We start from the raw sequence: 19,255 nt of genomic DNA, 5'->3' as shown, positions 1-19,255 counted from the left end.
GGACTCACGCTCCTAAAAGATCCGCGGCGCCCGCGAGCACCGTCCCCACGTCCCCCTCCACGCGCAGATCGGCGTAACGATCCGCGGTAGTGGGGCCAATATTGACAATCGCGCAGGCAGCGCCGTGCTGGAGCGCCTCGCCGAGCACCCACGAACCGGTGAGAACCGCGAGCGAGGTGCCGACCACCAGCGCAAGATCCGCCTCCCGCGCCCACGCGAAGGACTGCTCCATCGCCGCGCGCGGCAACGCCTCACCGAAAAACACCACCGCGGGTTTGAGAAGGCCGCCGCAGCGCGGGCATGGCGCCACCCGGAACGCGGAAGCCTCCGCACCGGCGCGATCCGCGGACGCCAAAATCGCTACGTGCGCCGGATCGGGATCCTCCGGCCATCCCGGGTTGAGCCGGTCCAGCTGCGCCGCAATCTGCGCGCGCGGGAACTCCGCCCCGCACTCCACGCACACGACCCGCAAAAAATTTCCGTGCAGTTCCGCGAGCCTGGTAGAACCGGCTTTCTGGTGGAGATTATCCACATTTTGAGTAGCGACGCCGTTAATGAGCCCCGCTTTTTCGAAACGCGCCAGTGCCGTGTGGGCATTATTGGCGACGACGCCGTCCAGCGCGCGCCACGTCTCCTGATTACGTTGCCACACCCAGCGCTGCCACACCGGGTCTGAAACGAAAGCATCGTAATCAATGGAGGGGACATCGGAGGAGCCGGTGCCGCGGTAATCGGGAATGCCCGAAGCGGTGGAGACGCCCGCTCCCGCAATAACCACGGTGGTGCGCCCCTCCATGAGCTCGGCTAGGGCGCGAGCGGCCTCGGTGGTGTCGCTGGTGATCATGGTGACTCCCTCATGCTGGCGTGCGGGCGGCGCGGCTTGCGGTCTTGATCGTGCGAGCGGTACCGGCGCGGCGGCCGGTGTGCACCTTCCTCGCTCATCGTAACTCGAATGCGCGGTGGGGTGAATCTTTCCCCTCAGGGCAAAGGTCCGGCCACGGCGGGGCCAAACGTGGGATAATAAAACCTGTTTGAGGAACCCTCAAAGAGTGCCGCTCGCGGCACTCGCACGGAGCCTTCGCCACACCGCGGTGGTTCGCGTGCTCACACAGAAAACCTCTCGGACAGATGGTTCGAGGAACGCCGAATATAAGGAGATCTCAGTGGCTGTTGCAACCCGCGAACAGTACGACGAAATGCTCAACCGCGCCAAGGCGAATAAGTTCGCCTACCCGGCCATCAATGTCACCTCGTCCCAGACGGCCACCGCTGCCCTGCGCGGTTTCGCGGAAGCCGAATCGGACGGCATCATCCAGGTGTCCGTGGGCGGCGCCGAATACCTCTCCGGCTCCACCATCAAGGATCGCGTGGCCGGTTCCATCGCCCTGGTGGAGTACGTGCGCGCCGTCGCCAAGAACTACGATGTGACCATCGCCCTGCATACGGATCACTGCGCCAAGCAGAACATCGATTCCTGGATTCGCCCGCTTATGGAGCTCGAAGCTGAGCAGCACAAGGCCGGCAAGCAGACCTACTTCAACTCCCACATGTGGGACGGCTCGGCCGTGCCGCTGGATGAGAACCTGGAAATCGCTAAGGAACTGCTGGCGCTCTCCCAGAAGGCCAACACTATTCTCGAAATTGAGATCGGTGTTGTGGGTGGCGAAGAAGACGGCGTCGTCGGTGAAATTAACGAGAAGCTGTACACCACCGCTGAGGACGGCCTCAAGACGGTTGAAGCGCTGGGCCTGGGCGAAAACGGTCGCTACATCACCGCGCTGACCTTCGGCAACGTGCACGGCGTGTACAAGCCCGGCCACGTCAAGCTGCGCCCCGAAATCCTCGGTGAGATCCAGAAGGAAGTCGGCGCCAAGGTTGGCAAGGAATCGCCCTTCGACCTGGTCATGCACGGTGGCTCCGGCTCCACCGCCGAAGAAATCCGCACCGCGGTGGAAAACGGCGTCATCAAGATGAACGTGGATACGGACACCCAGTACGCCTACACCCGCCCGGTGGCCGACTGGATGCTCACCAACTACTCCGGCGTTCTCAAGATCGACGGCGAAGTCGGCAACAAGAAGCAGTACGATCCGCGTTCGTGGGGCAAGGCCGCCGAAGCTGGCATGGCCGCCCGCGTTGTCGAAGCGTGCGAGCGCCTCGGCTCCACCGGTACTCGCATGAAGTAAGGGTGGTGCCCGTGCAGCGGTGCCCGTGAAGCGGGCGCGCAGCTGCGTGAAGTAGGGCGTTGCCTGTGAAGCGGGCGCGCCGCGCTTAGCTTTCGCGGGTGCGCGAGCCATTCGCGGGCGTGGAGCCGTTCGCGGCGCCGCGCATGAACCGTAACAGCGGTAACAAGGGCCGGTAGCTCATTATGGGCTGCCGGCCCTTCGTGCTGCCCTGCTGCCCTGCTGCGCGGGGAATTTTCCGGGGCGCGTGGGGTGCACGGGGTGTGCGGGGTGTGCGCGGAACGGGTGTTGAGCGAATACGCATTCCTTGCGTCGAGTGGGCGTCGGTCCGGTGCAGCTCCCGTGCGTTCAACGCGTTCAAGCTGCCGAGCCCTCAAAATGCAACAGCAACTACATTAACTTTGCCAAATCGTGCGCTGGTGTTGCTTTCTGTGAGTCAATGGCTCAGGGGGTTGCTTTCTGTTGACCGCCGCGGCAGGACGTTGCTTTTTGCGAGGCTGGCGGCGATGAGGGCCGCACATCAGCATGCCGGATCGCAAAGTGGTACTGGAGCTACAGCCAATCCCCGAATTTCTGTCGTGCAGTACCACTCTGTTAGACCCGACGCTCTCCAGTACTATTACACCGGCCAAACGCGCGACCCCAACGGTTCAGGATGTGTGCTTTGGTTGATCCGCAGACTGGGCTCAGGGCTCAGGGCTCAGGGCTCAGGGGGCAGGAGTGTTTTTCTGAGGTGTACTTCGCATGTACAACAAATGCAGTACAGCTCTGACAACACATACCACCCCCGCAGGGGCTCGTGTTACTAGTGAGGTTTGTGAGGTTCCCGGGATTCCCATCGCCGGGTTCCGCGCTACCCCGAAAAACGTTGTGCAAGTTGGGGCACGGTCGTGGTGGTTTTTCTGTTCTGGACTTGCACTATGCACGCCCTCCACACCGGTGGCCATATTTTGAGACAGTTGCCACGAAAGATAAGATTTACCACATAGTTATTTAAGTCGTGCATGAACACCTTCCAAATGGTTTACAATCACGGGGCGCCGGGAGTGCCTCGAGAAATCAAGGTGTTTCCGCAGCTGAGCCACGTGTTTGGGGCGTCTCACCGCGCTGCCGGGCGTGGAATCCGGTAAAAACGGGTAACTAATAAGGGATCGAAGAATGCAAAAATTACGAACGGGAGCGACGCGCTCGCGAGTCGCGGTGCACCGCTTGATCACGGGCGCGGTGGCGGCTCTTATTGCCGCCGTCGTCGCGGTGGGTGGAGCGATTCCGCTGACCGCACCGGCCATGGCCGCGAACGTGCGAGTCGCAACGGATGCTGCCAATGGAACGACCGCGAACGGCGAGGCTACCAGCAGCACGGCTGCCAACGGAACCGACACCAACGCGGCCGGCGAAACCGCCGATCGGGCCGCGGACGCGGCCTCGTCGGCACGCCTGGAAGTCGCGGTGGCCGAACCAGCAGATCAGAAAGCCGCCGGAGTCCAATCCGGCGCCCTGGCCAGCTATGACGTGCAATGGTCCTGCGCCGGCGTGCAAGGTCAATGCGAGAACACCACTCTCAGCGTGACCATTCCGGGCTTGGTCGATTCCGTTTCGGATGCCGATAAGCTCCCGCTCACCCACGTAACTGCCACTAATTCTTCCCATGATCAGGCCGCGCTCCCGGTGCGGGAGGGCGATACCTACACCTGGAATCTGGGAACCGTGCCGGTGGGTACCACCGGCGCCATGCGGGTGCAGGTGCGCCCGGAGAATCTGCGCTGGCCCGAAGGTGAAGCAATCCGCCCGAAGGTGGCCGGGGAAACCAACGGCCAGGTGGCCGATCCGGTGGAACTCGCCACCCCGGTGCACGCCAAGCCCAGCATTGCGGTGCGTAAATTCGCTCCCGAATCCCGCCCGGCTATCGGTGGTCAGTACACCTACACCATCACCGCAGGTTACGAAGGCGCCTTCAATACCAACGAAAATAAATTCAAGGACCCGGGCACCGGCGTTCCCGGCCTCATGGGCCTAACGGAAATTCGCCTGGTTGATACCCTTCCCGAAGGTGCGGAATTTGTGCGCGCCACCGATGGCGGCACCTACGATCCGGCCACCCGCACCGTCACCTGGGTGGTTCCCGGTTCGCCTATTGTGCACGCCGTTGCCGATTACCGCGTGACGGTTGTTTTCCCCACCGGTACTTTCGCGGAAGGTGCCAGCGCCACCAACACCGTCAACGCCACCGGCACTCCGCTCGATCCCAAGCTCGCGCCCGTCACCGCCGCTGATTCCGTGACCCGCCAGCTCCAAAACCTGCGTGCCGAAGGTAATTTCCGCAAAACGGCCAATAAGGCCGTGACCCAGCGCGGCGGGGAAGCCGTTTGGAATATTTCTTGGTCCAATACCGGGAACGTGCCGCTGCGTATGCACGTGGCCGATAACCTACCCTGCCGCTATATTTCCCCGGAGGCTCCCGGTGCTTGCGCCACCCCGGCCCTGCGTAATGTCACGGCCGGCCTGGTGCGCCCGCTCCTCAAGAAGGTCCCCGCCAAGGTCACCTACACCACCACGAGTGGGAAGGAGCTCAGCGTCGCCGTCGACCCCACCACCACCCGCGATTTCCCGCTCACCGTTCCCGCGGGAGAGGAAATCACCTCCATCGCCTTGGACGCGGACGTGATGAACGGTGAACGTAGCGATATCACGCTGGCCATCCGCGGTACCGTAGCGGATGATTTCCCGGCTGATGTGCATAACGGCACCACCGCACCCGATGGTGCCACCTACAGCTACGCCCCGCGCTACGAGGTTCCCACGCTGGAAAATCGCGCCGTCGTGACCGCGCAATCCCTTGACTTTGCCGGCAACCCCACCCCGGAGCTGCCCGCGAATATCACCACGCGGGAATCCGTGGCGCAGGTCGCTATCGTGGACGGCTACCCCACCTACGGGGTGTCGAAAACCTCGCACCTGGGTGGCCAGATGGTCGGCAACCTCGACACCAAACCCGGTGAGCTCTTCCAAACCGGCCAGACCTACACCTTCGGGCTGGGCTTCTACACCGGTAAGGGCGCCAAGTTCTACCCGGTGATTATGGACCTGCTCGCCCCCGGCATGGAATACGATCCCAAGCAGCAGGTCACCACCTCCGCGAACTGGCCGGCCTCCCTCCCGCTGGACAAAATGCGGGTGGAAACCGAGATGAAAACGGTGGACGGCAAGCAGCGCCAGCTGGTGCGCTTCACCTGGCCGGAAGACGGCACGGGCGACTACTTCGCCCCGCCCAGCACCGGGGACCAGAGCAGCTCCAACTCCTCGGAGATGGTGCTCTACTTCGGTGCGAAGATCACCGCGGCCACCGAGCCCGGGGAAAATACCAATGACATGATCCTCGCGGATGCCAAGCGCCCCAACCTGGGCACCGCCACCGCCCCGAACCAGTGCATCCGCAACTGGTGGGCGCGCACGGATAGCCGCAAACTCACCGATAACCTCGACGGACTCAACCGCCCCGAAGCGCGCGGCTGCACCACCTCCACGAAGTTCAACGTGGCGGGCTTGCCGGCGCTCGCGGGCAAGAATTACGTGAAGGGCGACGTCGACACCGAGTTCCAAGCCAATCCGAATTACGGGACGGTTTCGCCTTCTTCAGCGGCCGAACTCAAGCTGGACCTCGTCAATAACGGTAACACCGGGGTTTCTGGCGTGGTGGTGTACGATGTGCTGCCCTACCCGGGTGACCACGGCGTGAGCGGGGCGAATACCCCTGAGAATAAACGCGAATCCACCTGGCGCCCGCGCCTGAACGGGCCGCTGACCTTCGGGGAAGGCACCCCGCAGCCCACCTCGGTGCTCTACTCCACCTCCGTGAATCCGTGCCGCGGTGAGGTCATCACCCTGGGTGGTGCGCCGAAGTCCGGCCCGCAGAATTGTGAGACCGGTACGTGGAAGACCGCCGAAGAGCTGGGTGGGGACTTCTCCCAGGTGCGTGCTTTCCGGGTGGAATTCCCGGAGGATTCTAAGCTGACCCGTGCGGATACCTGGACGATTAGCGCTAACGTGACGGCCCCGGCGGCCGCCCGCGGCATCGCCTGGAATAGCTACGCGGTGACCGGCAAGAATGCTGAAACCGGCGCACCGGTCATGCCGACCGAGCCGGCGAAGGTCGGGCTGACCATGCCTTTCGACCTGGACCTCACCAAGGAAAATATCCACGCGAAATCGGCTGATCTCAGCGTACTGAGCGAGAAGGCCACCGCTGATCCCGCGCACGCCGGCCTGGCCGAGGGCGTGGCGCTGGCTGATCTTGAGAAGAAGAACGAAACTGACCGCTGGGCCACCGGCTCCGTGGTGGAATATGTGGTGCGCGCCAAGAATGCCGGCCCCGGCTTCGCGACCGGCGTGGAAATCACGGATATGCTCCCCAAGGGCGTCACGTACGTGGGCTACTGGAGCACGAACGGCGTGTATGACGCCGCCACCGGCACGTGGCGCGTAAATGACACGGTGACCGACGTGATCGACCCGAGCACCGGTGACCCGGTGGAGGGCGCGGACCCGAACGCCACCGATGATGCCTACCTGCGCTTCACGCACGAACGCGGGATCGCCCCGGGCAGCGAAGAAGTGCTGCACCTGTTCGCGGTGGTCGATGAGACCGCGCGTTCCCAGCAGGTGTGCAATGAGGCCCTCACCCCGGCCGCGGATCGCCTCGATTCGAAGGGCGCGAAGTTCGCGGGCGCGCAGGCGAATGCGTGCCTGACCGTGGGTGTGGATCTGGGTGATCGCATCTGGGAGGACGCCAATAACAACGGCGTGGACGATCCGGGCGAATCGGGCCTGGCGGGCGTCACCGTGAAGGTGTTCCGCCCCGGTGATACGGAACCATTTATTACGACGACGACGGACGCCAGCGGTAAGTACCTTGTGCGCGGCCTGGAACCTGGCACGTACTCGGTTGTGGTTGACCGCGCTACCCTTCCGAAGCGCGAGGGAACTTGGGAAACTACCCATGTTCGGGAAGGGTTGGGCGATAAGGAGAAGGCCAGCTCCGGGGAGATTACCCTGAGCACCGCGGATGTGCTGGATGCCGATTTCGGCTTCCACTACGTGGCGCCGGTCCCGCCCGTGCCGCCGCAGCCTCCGGTTCCGCCGGAGCCGCCGGTCCCGCCGGCACCCGAGCCCACGATGCCTGAACCCACAACTCCGGCGCCCACAACTCCCGCGCCGCAGCCGACGGGGGATCGGGTAGCACCGGAACCTTCGCGGACTCCGGATCCTGTGCCCACAACCACGGCACCCGCACCGCAACCGGAGCCGACAACGCCGGAGCCGACCGCGACGACAACCGTGCCGGCACCCGAGCCGACGGCGCCTGCGCCCACAACTTCGGAACCGACGGTTCCCGCGCCTACCACGCCCGCGCCGACGTCTCCGGTTCCGAGCGCCCCGGTGCCCACGGCGAGCACCACGGCGCCCGCGCCCCAGCCCAGCGCGAGCACGGACGGGCCGGCGGCGTCGTCGACCCCGAGTGCGAACCCGACGCTGAGCGCGAGCGGCAATCCGAGCGTGACTCCGGCGTCGCCCGCACCGGCTGGCCCCGGTCCGCGCCTGCCGCGCACCGGTGCCGATGTGTTGGGAGCCGCGGGAGCGGTCCTTGCCCTGCTGGCTGGCGGGGTGCTGGCGCTGCGCCGTCGTGGAGAATAATCCACCGCGGTGGATCCGCTGCTACGTCGCGACAGATAACGACGGGTAGCGATCAATAACGAAAGGTAGCGACGGGGCGGGAGTGCTGAGCGCGATAAGCGCCCGGCCTCCCGCCTTTCGCGTGCCTGCCCGCGCGTCGCGGCGGCACTCGAGTTTGTGTTTCCGCTCACAAGGAATAGAATGGTCAGTGGTCCAGGCCACGGCCTCGTGCCGGCGGCCGCTCTCACGTAACCGAACAAGTAAGAAAGAAGCCCGCACATGACGCAATCACCAGTCACTCCCGCGCATCCGGAGCCTGCCGCCCGCGATCCGCACGAGGGCAAGCGTGCGGGCCTTGCCTATTTCAACGATGCCCAGCAGGCTTTTAGTGCCGGCAATCTCAAGCAAGCCGCGGAGCTCTACCGGAAGGCCGCGGATACTTTCGAGCGGGATCCGGAGCTCTATCTTGAGCGTGCTGTCGCCAACGGCCAGCTCGGGATTTCCCTCAAGGCCATCGGGGAGATGGATGAGGCCGCGGACCGGCTCGGCCGCGCGATCGCGCTTTTCCAACAGTTCCCGGAAAACGGTGACGCCGCGGTCAGCATGGGCAATTGCTTCTGGCATATCGGGGAGATCAACGAGGAAGCCGGCGATTTCGACGCCGCCCGCATCTCTTACAACCAGGCGTATTCGGCCTACCGCACCGCGCCGAATACCCAGGAGCTCCAGATCGAAGTCCTCCAAAAACTCCGGTCCATCTAGGCCGGCTCATCGATCTCAACGATGTCTATGCACGCCACCGTTACCGAGCTGCTGCGCGCCGGGCTCGCCGCCCTTGAGCGCCACAATGAAAGCGAAGCCCGCGCCCGTTTCGTGGAGGCGCGGGAAACCGAGCGTCGCGCCGCGGGCGGGGCTGCGGAGGAATTCTTCTCCCGGGTCACGGACGCGGATGCCCTGTATTTCGCGGCGCTGGCCACCGGCCAGCTGGGGGAGAACCCGCTGGAACTCGCGCGCCGTGCCGTGGAGGCGTATCGCGCTGCGCCGCCGTCCTTGCGGGCCGCGCGCGCCTGGGAAACATACGGATATTTTTTGCACGACGGCGCTAACGACGCCGCAGCCGCTCAGGCCATGCGGGAGGCGGCCGGCGTGTACGCAGCCCTGGGCGGGCACGATGCTCAGCAGGCCAATGCGCTGTATAACGCCGGGATCTCCTACGCGGAAGCCGGCGATCTCACCGCGGCTATCGCGGCCTTGGAAGCTGCGCTGGTGCCCGCGGGGGCGCTGCCGGAGGTGGATCTGGGGCGGGTGGCTATTCGGGCCACCCTCGCCGCGGCGCGCTTGGACGCCGGGCAATTCGCGGCGGCCGCGCGCGATTACCGGGTGGCGGAGGCGGCTTTCGCGGCGCTCCCCGGCCAGGAATTTAATGCGATTGATTGTGCCTTCGGGCGGGCTCGCGCGGTGCTCGGAAGCGGGGACTATCCGGCCGCCGCGGAGCATTTCGCGCAGGTGGCGGCGCGCGCTGCGGAGCTGGCCGGCGGGGAAGTTACCGGCGGGGAAGTCACCGGCGCGCAGCAGCCTGGCGCAGATGTGGCTGGCGGGGAGCGGGCCGCCTGGGAAGTCGCCGCTATGTCCTGGCATCACGTTGCGGTGGCCCAGGCGAAAAACGGAGCGCCCGCGCAGGGCGTGCCCGCTATGGAGAAAGCTGCCGCTATCTACGCGGGCTTGGGTGAGCAACTTTCCGCTGCCCACTGCCGCGGCTTGCTCGGCGATCTCCATGCCGAAGCTCGGGATATGACCGCTGCGCGCACCGCCTGGCAGGCTGCCATTAGCGCACTTGAAGCCGCTGCGGCAGACGGCGGTGAACTCCCGGCCGGCCCGGCGCGGGACCTGGAAGAATTCCGCCGCAAACTCAGCGCCGCCGGCGGAGCGCTCGGGTAGCTGTAGCTGTCGGCGTCGTCGTACCTATCACGTAAGCTTGGAAGTGCGGTGCCAACCGGCACCGGCTCCGTTCCCGGCAACGAAGAGGTTGATCGTGACAGCACAACACCCCGGCACTGTTATCCACCCGCCCCAGCAGCGCGACCAGTGGTGGCGCGATGCCGTTATTTACCAGATTTATCCGCGTTCCTACGCGTCGAGCGGCGGGCCGCTCGGCACCCTGCCCGGCATCACCGAAAAATTCGATTATTTGGAGAAGCTCGGGGTGGATGCGGTGTGGCTTTCGCCTTTCTATGTTTCCCCGCAATTCGACGCCGGCTACGACGTGGCCGATTGTCGCGATGTCGACCCGCGCTTCGGCACCCTCGCGGATGCCGAGCGGCTCATCGAGACCGCCCACGCGCACAGCATGAAAGTCATTGTGGATATCGTCCCGAATCATACCTCCTGGGATCACAAGCTTTTCCGGGAAGCGGTGCTGGCCGGCGCGGGTGCCCCGCAGCGCGATAATTTCTGGTTCCGCCCCGGGCGTGGGGAAGATGGGAGCGAGCCGCCCACGGATTGGCTTTCCTCCTTCGGTGGCCCGGCCTGGTCCCAGGTCAAGGACATCCCCTGGGTGAAAGGCACTCCGCAGGAAACGGAAGAAACCTGGTACCTGCATTTGTTTGACCGCTCCCAGCCGGATGTCAACTGGGAAAGCCCGGCTATTCATGATGAATTCGCTCACACCATTCGTTTCTGGATGGATCGTGGTGTGGATGGCCTGCGGGTGGATGTGGCCCACGGCCTGGCCAAAGACCCAGCTCTCCCGGACTGGCCCTACAAAGTGGAGGAGGTGCGCTACAACCCGGACGTGAGCGTGCCGCCCGCGCCCATGGCCAACCAGCCCGCCGTCCATGATATTTACCGCGAATGGCGCGGAATTCTGGATGAATACGGGCGCGACCGCATGATGGTGGCTGAAGCCTGGGTGGACACCGAGGAAGACCTGGCTCGTTACGTGCGCAGCGATGAAATGCAGCAGGCTTTCAACTTTGAGTACCTCTCCGCCCCCTGGCGCGCGGATCGTATTAATGCGCTGATCGAATCCTCGCTGCGCGCCACCGACGCCGTGGGCGCCCCTACCACCTGGGTACTTTCCAATCACGATACCTTGCGTGCCACCTCGCGCCTGGGCCTGGCGGGCGTGACCACCGGTTGGTGCGGGAACGGCCCGAGCGGCATCGGCCCGGATGACCCGCAGCCCGATGCGGCAGTGGGGGCGCGCCGGGCGCGGGCCTGGCACACCCTCACCGCGGCACTGCCCGGCTCCTACTACCTCTACCAGGGCGAAGAACTCGAACTGCCCGAAGCCACCCAGTTGCCGCCCGAATCGCGCGAAGATCCCACCTTCGCGCGCACCGGAGGTGAGGAACTGGGGCGCGACGGCTGCCGGGTACCCATCCCGTGGCGCGCGGATGCCCCGGCCTTCGGATTCTCCCCCGATGGGGAAAGCTGGCTGCCCCAACCTGCGGACTGGGGCCGTTTCGCGGTCGACACCCAGGAAGCGGATCCGGAATCTGCGCTCGCCTATTACACGAAGCTACTGCACCTGCGAGCCCGTTACGACCTGGGCTTGGGCGGATTGCGCCGCGCTCCCGAGTATGCCGGCAGCGGCATCGCGCTCGTCAATTTTGCGGGCGACGCCGCCGCCACCTCCCGCGGGGACCTCTTGGTCATGACGGCTTTTGCCGAGCCCCTACCCTTACCCGAAGGCTGGGCTGTGCTTCTCAGCTCCGCACCCCTGGAGGAAGAAGGTGTGCTCCCGCCGGATGCCACGGTCTACCTGGTGCCTTTCAGCACAGATACCGAGGAGGGGTGCTGATAGCGCGGTTGGCGGCGTCGTCGCTGAAACGGGCGATGACGCCGCAACGCCGGAAGCATGCAAGAAGGTGATAATAAATTAGTCCTGTAGGACGCGAGATAAGTCACACTGTGGTGTAAACTAGTACCACCACACAGGTAAGGGAGCCGGGCGCTACGGTGCTGTCGCGGTTACGGCTTTCTTGCTGGCATTGACGATCATAGGAGACGTAACGATGCATTCAGTGAAGAAAATCGCGGCTCTCGCCGCAGCTGGGTTGGTGGCCATCGCGGGATTGGGTGGCTGTGTATCCAATTCCGATAGTGGCGGTAGTGACGGTGGGGCCGGCAAGGTATACTACCTCAACTACAAGCCCGAATCTGACCAGGCCTTCCAAGAATTGGCGAAGAAATACCATGAGCAAACCGGGGTGGATATCAAGATCGTATCCGCGACCGGTGGCTCGTATGAGCCCACCCTCGCCAATGAGCTCGGCCGCGCGGATGGCCCCACCATTTTCCGCGTGGATGGCCCCATCGGCCTGGCCAAATGGAAGCAGTACGCCAGCGATATTTCCGATGCTCCCTTCATTGAAGCCATGACGGATAAGGACATGGCCCTCAAGGGTGAAGACGGCAAGATTTACGGCGTCCCTCACGCGGTGGAAGGCTTCGGCATCATTTACAACGATGCTATTTTGCAGAAGTACTTTGCGCTGCCGGGCGCCAAGGCTAAGTCCGTGGATGAAATCAAGAACTTCGACAAGCTCAAGGAAGTCGCGGATGATATGCAGGCCAAGAAGGATGAGCTCGGTATTAAGGGCGCCTTCGCGGTCACTTCGCTGTCCCCGAATGAGGACTGGCGCTGGCAGACCCACCTCATGAACTGGCCGCTCTTCTACGAGCTGCGGGATAAGGGCGTGCAGGACACCGGGAGCATCGAAGGTACCTACCTGGATAATATGAAGAAGATCTTCGATCTCTACCTCACTGATTCCACGGTGGAACCCTCGCAAACCACCGCGAAGGCGGTTACCGATTCCATGGCGGAATTCGCGCTGGGCCAGGTGGCTTTCGTGCAGAACGGTAACTGGGCCTGGTCCCAGATCGATGGCGTGGATGGCAATACCGTCAAGTCGGAAGATATTCACTTCCTGCCTATTTACATGGGCGTTAAGGGTGAAGAAAAGGCCGGCATCTCGGTGGGGACCGAAGCCTACCTGACCATCAATAACAAGGCCTCGGATGCCGATAAGAAGGCCTCGATGGACTTCCTTAACTGGATGCTCAACGATCCGACCGGCGCCAAGCTCTGCGCGGAGGACCTCGGCTTCATTGCCCCCTTCAAGGAATACGCGAGTCTCTCGCCCACCGACCCGCTCGGTAAGGAAGTCATCAAGTACATGAAGGATACCGAACACTACAACGTGGCCTGGGACTTCCAGGTGGCACCTTCTATGGACTTCAAGAACGGGCTGGGGCAGCACCTCAGCCAGTATGCGGTCGGTAAGGAAAGCTGGGATCAGGTGAAGGACTACTTCGTCACCCAGTGGAATACTGAGAAGGCAGCTGCCGGGGTGAAGTAGCTAGGCTACCGCGGGCGCTTATTAGCTGTGCTGCGCGCGCCACGCAGCGTGCCACGCAGCGCCCGCGCCTACTGCTACCACACCTGCCTTGCCTGAGGTGAGGCGCGGGGCTCACCATCGCGGTGGGCCCCGCGTGTCACAGGGGGTTTCTCATGAGAACATTGAAAAAACACGGGCTTGCCTTCGTGGGGCCCACGTACGTGGCGTTCGGGATAGCTTTCCTCGCCCCGTTCTTTATTGGTATTTATCTTTCGTTTACGAATTTCACCACGCTTGATGATGCCACCTGGGTGGGCGTGCAAAATTACGTCAATGCCTTCACGGAGCAACAAAATTACGTCGGGGCTTTGATCTTCACCGCCTCGGTGGCGATTGTGTCTATTATCAGCGTTAATATCATCGCGTTCTTCTTGGCGTATCTGCTCACGCAGAAGCTGCCCGCCACGAATTTCTATCGCACGATCTTCTTCATGCCGAATCTCATCGGCGGGATCGTGCTGGGCTACACCTGGCAGTCACTCCTCAACGCGGTCCTCTCCAATTACGGAACCACGCTGGTCAACGACGCGAAATACGGATTCATCGGCCTCATCTTGCTGGTCAATTGGCAGATGATCGGCTACATGATGATCATCTATATCGCCGGATTCCAGAATGTGCCCGCTGAGCTCAACGAAGCCGCACAGATCGACGGCGCCGGGCGGTGGCGCACCCTCCGTTCGGTCACCATCCCCATGATGATGCCTTCGATTACGATCTGCCTCTTCTTGACTCTGGCGAATACCTTCAAGATTTACGACCAAAACTTGGCGCTCACGAACGGCGCCCCCATGCGGGAAACCGAAATGGCGGCGCTCAATATCGTCAAGAGCATGTATGAGCAGGTCGGGCAGCAAGGAGTATCGCAGGCCAAAGCCGTGATCTTCTTCCTCATTGTGTCCTCGATTGCGCTTATTCAGCTGCGCGCCACCCGCACGAAGGAGGTGGACCTGTGAGTACCGAAACTGGCAAACGCGCCGTCGCCGCTGAGTCCAAGCGCGCCGTCGTTCCCGCGGATACGCGCACGGAAACACGCACGGACGTACGCGGCGCCGATCCCGCGGCGAAACCGAAGCTCAAGGCCCCGCGCCACCGGGTACGCATGACGCCCGGACGCTGGGCGGCGGTGGGATTCCTCGGGATTCTTTCCCTTATTTACGTGGTGCCGCTGCTCTTCATCCTCGTCAATTCTTTCAAGGGGCGTTTCTTCATCTCGGACGACCCCTTTAGCCTCCCGGCCGGTGAAACCTTCGCCGGGATAGATAATTACCAGACCGCGCTGAACCTTTCGGGCTTTATGCGGGCCCTGGGCTGGTCCTTCTTCGTGACGGTGGCCTCGGTGCTGGTCATTGTGTTCTTCTGCGCGATGACGGCCTACTACCTGGCGCGGGTGCGGAGCTGGTGGACGTCGCTGCTGTACTACCTGCTGGTGTTCTCCATGGTGGCGCCATTCCAGATGGTTATGTTCCCGACCGTGAAAATCGCGGACAAGCTGGGGCTGTCCTCGCCGTGGGGCCTGATCGTGCTGTACCTCGGTTTCGGGGCGGGGCTCTCGGTATTTATTTTCGCGGGCTTCGTGCGGTCGATTCCCGGCGAAATTGAAGAGGCGGCGTCCATTGACGGCGCCGGGCCGTTCAAGACCTACTTCCAGGTGGTCATGCCCATGCTCAAGCCCACGGCGGTCACGGTCGCGATCCTCAACACCATGTGGATCTGGAACGACTTCCTGCTGCCGAACCTCGTGATCGGGCGAGAGGAGGCCTATCGGACCGTCCCGGTGGTGATCCAATTCCTGGTGGGCTCGAACGGAAATAAGGATTTGGGGGCCCAGATGGCGGTGCTGGTGCTCGCCATTATCCCCATTATTATTTTCTACCTCTTTGCGCAGCGCTATATTGTGGAAGGCGTTGCGGCAGGTTCCGTCAAGGGGTAGGTGCCCGCCGTTCGTGCGGGGCACCATGAAGCACGACGACGACGCGGCGCCGCGCCCCCGATACCGGGAGCGCGGCGCCGTAAATCGGCCACGTGGTGCTTTGGCTGTGTGGTGCTTTGGTCACGAGCGCCGGGTGTGTGCTCCACGCGCTTCGCGCCGGGCGCCGAGCGGGTGTTTCGCGCGGTTCGCGCCGGGCCCCGAGCGCGTATTCCACGCGCTACGCGCCGGATCCCGCCCCGGCCGATTCGCCCGGCACTCTTTATGCCAGCTGATGTGCCACCAACCGAAGGAGATGTATGCGCCGGATATTCGATCCTGATTCGCCCTTCCAGCGCGGACTTTCCGATGCCGTCGTCCTGGTGGAGCTTAATATCATGACGCTGCTCGGGTTGCTCCCGGTGGTGAGCGGGGGAGCCAGCCTGGTGGCCTCCGCGCGAGTGAGCGCCCAGCTGCTCCGCGGCGAGGCGCCCCGCCCGTGGCGCCTCTGGTGGCAGCACGTGCGCGCGGCTTTCCTCCCGTCGCTGGCCTGGTGGCTGCCCACTCTCGGCCTGCTCGGGTTGGCTTGGTGGGAAAACCGCTGGCTCTCTGGCCTGGCCGGCCCGACTCTCGCCGCGGATCCGCGCTTAGCCGGCATCCTCTCCGGCCTCATTATCGTGGCGCTGCTACTCGTGCTTGCCGTGCTGGTCTGGCTGGTGACGCTCCAGGCATTCTTCTCCAACGCCTTCCTGGAACACTTAGGTAACGCGGTGCTCCTCGCCATCACCCGGCCGCTACGCACGGCCGCGTGCGTAGCGGCCGGGGTGGCGCTCCCGCTGGCCTGGCTTTATGCGCCGGTTTCGCGCCTGGCCATCTTCTGGGCATTGGCGTTGGCCGGGCTGAGTGTGCCGCTCTACCTCACGGCCTGGCTGCAACGCCCGGTACTCGATGATCTCCTCACCGAAGCCGAAGGCTAATCCAATGCGAAAGCCTCAGGCAGCCGCCCATCATCACGCCGGGCCAGCTCACAAAGTGGTACTGGAGCTACAATCAATACCCGGTTTCCTGTTGTGTGGTACCACTTTGCGCAGCCTGGTGTTCTCCAGTACCACTTTGTGTGGGCCGGGGTTCCCCTGCACCACTCTGCGCAGTCCACATATGTGAACGCCGCTCGCAGCTCTCCGGTACCACTCCGATGCCCACCTGCTGAGCCATACTCGCAACTCTGGTGGGGAGGGGCAGGGGGGTAGAGGGTAGAGGGTACTTTTTCTGGGGTGTACTTCTCATGTATGACAGATGCAGTACAGCTCTGAAAACACATACTGCCCCGGCAGGTGCTCGTGTGAATTCCGAGTTTCATGCGGCTATTGAAATTTGTGAGGTCCGTGAGGTCTGGGGAGCCTCGCGAGCCGGCAGCGTGCCACCCATCATCACGTAGTGCAAGTTGAGGCACGGTTGCGGCGGTTTTTCTGTTCTGGGTTTGCGCTATGCACCCTAGGGGCGGGAAAGAGGCACGGCGTCGTCGTTCTTAAACATAAGAAGTCTCCTGCGTATGAACATTGATAGCGGGCAATCCTGATGTGCCCGAAGTAGATAAGCGCATATACACATACGGGCGGCGGGTGTGCCAGAATCAGCACACCCGCCGCCCGCTTAGTTCGCGCCGCAGCTCACGCAGCGCCCGCGCTACTTAATCGGCGTCGCCTCCACGCCCCAGATATCGCGGCCGTAATCCGCGATGGTGCGGTCGGAGGAGAAGCGGCCCGAGCGGCAGATATTGATCCACGCCTTGCGGCCCCACTCTTCCTGGTTGGCGTAATCCGCGGCCATCCGATCACGCGTGGCCCGGTAATCAGCGAAATCGCCAAGGACGTAGTACACGTCCGGAGTCTCCCACGAAGAACCGTCCAGCAAAGACCCGAGGAGGTCGTGGAATTCGCCGGTCCCGCCGTCGCTCACGGTGCCGTCCACCAGGGCGTCAAGCACCCGCTTGAGGCCGGGCACGGTTTCGTACTGTTCACGCGGGTTGTAGCGCGCCCGCAATTCCGGCAGCTCCTCTTCGCGAGCCCCGAAAATATAGGCGTTTTCTTCACCCACGGCGTCCACAATTTCCACCGTGGCTCCGTCCATGGTGCCCAGCGTCAGCGCGCCGTTCATCATGAACTTCATATTGCCGGTACCCGAAGCTTCCTTCCCGGCCAGGGAAATCTGCTCGGAAATATCGGTGGCCGGAATAATATGCTCGGCCGGTGAAACATTGTAGTTCTCCACGAAGAGCACGGTGATCTTCCCGCGCGTATCGGCGTCGTTATTCACGAGCTTCGCCACTTCGTTGATGAACTTGATAATCGCCTTGGCGCGCTTGTACCCCGGCGCGGCCTTCGCCCCGAAAATGAAGACCCGCGGCGGGACTTCCATGCTGGGATTGTCCTTAATCCGGAAGTACAGATCGAGGATGTACAGCGCGTTCATAAGCTGGCGCTTGTATTCGTGCAGGCGCTTAATAATCGTGTCGTAAATAGCGTCGGTGGGAATGTCGATGCCGTCGCGGCGCTTAATCCAACGCGCGAAATCACGCTTATTTTCCGCCTTGATCTCCATGAGACGGCGGTAAATATCAGCATTCCCGCGTTCCTCAATGGTGGCCAGCTTATCCAGATCCGTCACCCAGGAATCATCCCCGAGCACTTCGGTGAGCAGCGCGGCCAGGCGCGGATTGCAATTATGCAGCCAGCGGCGCGGAGTCACCCCATTCGTCTTGTTATTGAAACGTTCGGGCCAGATGTCGTACCAGTCGTGGAGAGTATCGCGCTTGAGGATCTCACTGTGGATCGCGGCCACCCCGTTAATAGAGAACGACGCGTAGCACGCGATCCAGGCCATATGAACGAGTCCGCCGGAAAGCGGAGCCATGTACTCGATCTTGCCCGGGTGGAAACCGGCCTCCGCCAGCTCCGCACGGAAACGGCGATCCATTTCCGCCACGATGTCGTAAATACGCGGGAAAAGTTTGGTGAAAATCGAGGTTTCCCACGTCTCCAGCGCTTCGGCCAGCACCGTGTGGTTGGTGTAGGCGAACGTCTGGGAAACAATCTTCCAGGCATCCTCCCAGCCCAAGCCTTCCTCATCCATGAGCAGACGCATGAGCTCCGGAATGGCGAGCACCGGGTGGGTGTCATTGAGCTGGATAGAGTTGTATTCCCCGAAGGAACGGATATCCCCGTGGGCTTCCTTATGTTCCGCGATCAGGCACTGGAGGGAAGCCGAGCAGAAGAAGTACTGCTGGCGCACCCGCAGCACCTTGCCTTCGTAGGTGGTGTCATTCGGGTAGAGCACCCGGCACAGGTCATTCACGCGCTCGCGTTCCACAATCGCATCGGTGAAACGCTGAGAGTTGAAGGCATCGTAATCGAATTCTTCGAGGGGCTCCGCCTTCCACAGGCGCAGGGTATTGACATTCGCGGTGCCGTAGCCGGTGATCGGCATATCATAAGGAACCGCGCGCACATCCATATCCGCGAACTTCACGTGCTTGGCTTCCGCCTCCCGGCGCACCACGAACGGAGAACCGTTTTCCATCCACGGATCCGGCTCTTCTTTCTGGAAACCATCCACGAAGCTCTGCTTGAACAGGCCGTAGCGGTAGAGAATCCCGTAGCCGACCACGGGGAAATTGAGGGTAGCGCACGAATCCATGAAACAGGCGGCCAAGCGCCCCAGCCCACCGTTACCGAGCGCGGCATCGGGTTCTTCATCGAGCACATCGGTGAGGTTGAGACCGTAATCTTCCAGGGCCTTACGGGCATCTTCCACCAGGCCAAGATTGACGAGATTATTGAGAAGTGCGCGCCCCATGAGGAATTCCGCGGAGAAGTAGCTGGCGCGCTGACCCTCCCGGTATTTCTTGGTGGTGGCTTCCCAGTTATCGGCCAGCCGGCTCATGGTGAGCTCGGACAGCCCCTCCCAGTAATCACGTAGGGAGGATCCGGAGGTCGAGACACCGGATACCGAACGGGTAAAAGCCCCGAGTGGTTGAGTCAGTTCAGACATTTTGCTCCTCGAAATATTCGGGCACGTGCCTTCTCTAT

At 62.7% G+C, this 19,255-nt stretch carries 11 protein-coding genes; 9 read left to right on the top strand and 2 right to left on the bottom strand.

Annotation, left to right across the window (positions count from 1 at the left end; all coding sequences use genetic code 11):
• Positions 1 to 4: 4 nt before the first annotated feature.
• Complete coding sequence (locus DDD64_RS04190) at positions 5 to 844, bottom strand: Sir2 family NAD-dependent protein deacetylase (RefSeq protein ID WP_126135168.1); 840 nt, start codon at positions 842 to 844, stop codon at positions 5 to 7.
• Between the two features lie 319 nt (positions 845 to 1,163).
• Here DDD64_RS04190 and fbaA point away from each other — a divergent pair, with 319 nt between their 5' ends.
• The 9 genes from fbaA (at position 1,164) to DDD64_RS04145 (ending at position 16,144) form a co-directional block, all read left to right on the top strand.
• Entirely contained in the window at positions 1,164 to 2,186 is a 1,023-nt protein-coding gene (fbaA, locus tag DDD64_RS04185; RefSeq protein ID WP_126135167.1) for a class II fructose-bisphosphate aldolase, read from the top strand.
• A gap of 1,155 nt (positions 2,187 to 3,341) precedes the next feature.
• Complete coding sequence (locus DDD64_RS04180; RefSeq protein ID WP_126135166.1) at positions 3,342 to 7,874, top strand: SdrD B-like domain-containing protein; 4,533 nt, start codon at positions 3,342 to 3,344, stop codon at positions 7,872 to 7,874.
• Positions 7,875 to 8,132: 258 nt separating this feature from the next.
• A complete protein-coding gene (locus DDD64_RS04175; RefSeq protein ID WP_126135165.1) occupies positions 8,133 to 8,615 on the top strand; it encodes a tetratricopeptide repeat protein in 483 nt (160 codons plus the stop codon).
• Between the two features lie 27 nt (positions 8,616 to 8,642).
• A complete protein-coding gene (locus tag DDD64_RS04170; protein ID WP_126135164.1) occupies positions 8,643 to 9,791 on the top strand; it encodes a hypothetical protein in 1,149 nt (382 codons plus the stop codon).
• Positions 9,792 to 9,885: 94 nt separating this feature from the next.
• On the top strand, positions 9,886 to 11,655 hold the full coding sequence (locus DDD64_RS04165) for a glycoside hydrolase family 13 protein (RefSeq protein ID WP_126135163.1): 1,770 nt from the start codon (positions 9,886 to 9,888) through the stop codon (positions 11,653 to 11,655).
• 214 nt (positions 11,656 to 11,869) lie between these two features.
• A complete protein-coding gene (locus tag DDD64_RS04160) occupies positions 11,870 to 13,219 on the top strand; it encodes an ABC transporter substrate-binding protein (protein WP_126135162.1) in 1,350 nt (449 codons plus the stop codon).
• A gap of 152 nt (positions 13,220 to 13,371) precedes the next feature.
• Positions 13,372 to 14,214, top strand: coding sequence for a carbohydrate ABC transporter permease (locus DDD64_RS04155; RefSeq protein ID WP_126135161.1), 843 nt, complete (start codon positions 13,372 to 13,374; stop codon positions 14,212 to 14,214).
• A gap of 146 nt (positions 14,215 to 14,360) precedes the next feature.
• Entirely contained in the window at positions 14,361 to 15,191 is an 831-nt protein-coding gene (locus DDD64_RS04150) for a carbohydrate ABC transporter permease (protein ID WP_241227368.1), read from the top strand.
• A 296-nt stretch (positions 15,192 to 15,487) separates the two neighbouring features.
• Entirely contained in the window at positions 15,488 to 16,144 is a 657-nt protein-coding gene (locus tag DDD64_RS04145; RefSeq protein WP_126135159.1) for a YesL family protein, read from the top strand.
• 709 nt (positions 16,145 to 16,853) lie between these two features.
• Here the strand turns inward: DDD64_RS04145 and DDD64_RS04140 are convergent.
• Positions 16,854 to 19,217 carry a glycogen/starch/alpha-glucan phosphorylase gene (locus DDD64_RS04140; protein ID WP_126135158.1) on the bottom strand — a complete coding sequence of 788 codons (2,364 nt, stop codon included), beginning with the start codon at positions 19,215 to 19,217 and terminating at the stop codon, positions 16,854 to 16,856.
• Positions 19,218 to 19,255 lie beyond the last annotated feature (38 nt).

Origin of the sequence: Actinotignum sanguinis (assembly GCF_003957255.1) — a bacterium.
In the GTDB taxonomy this organism is placed as follows: Bacteria; Actinomycetota; Actinomycetes; order Actinomycetales; family Actinomycetaceae; genus Actinotignum; species Actinotignum sanguinis.
The sequence above is the reverse complement of the archived record's forward strand: the minus strand, read 5'-3'. Positions and strand labels throughout refer to the sequence as shown.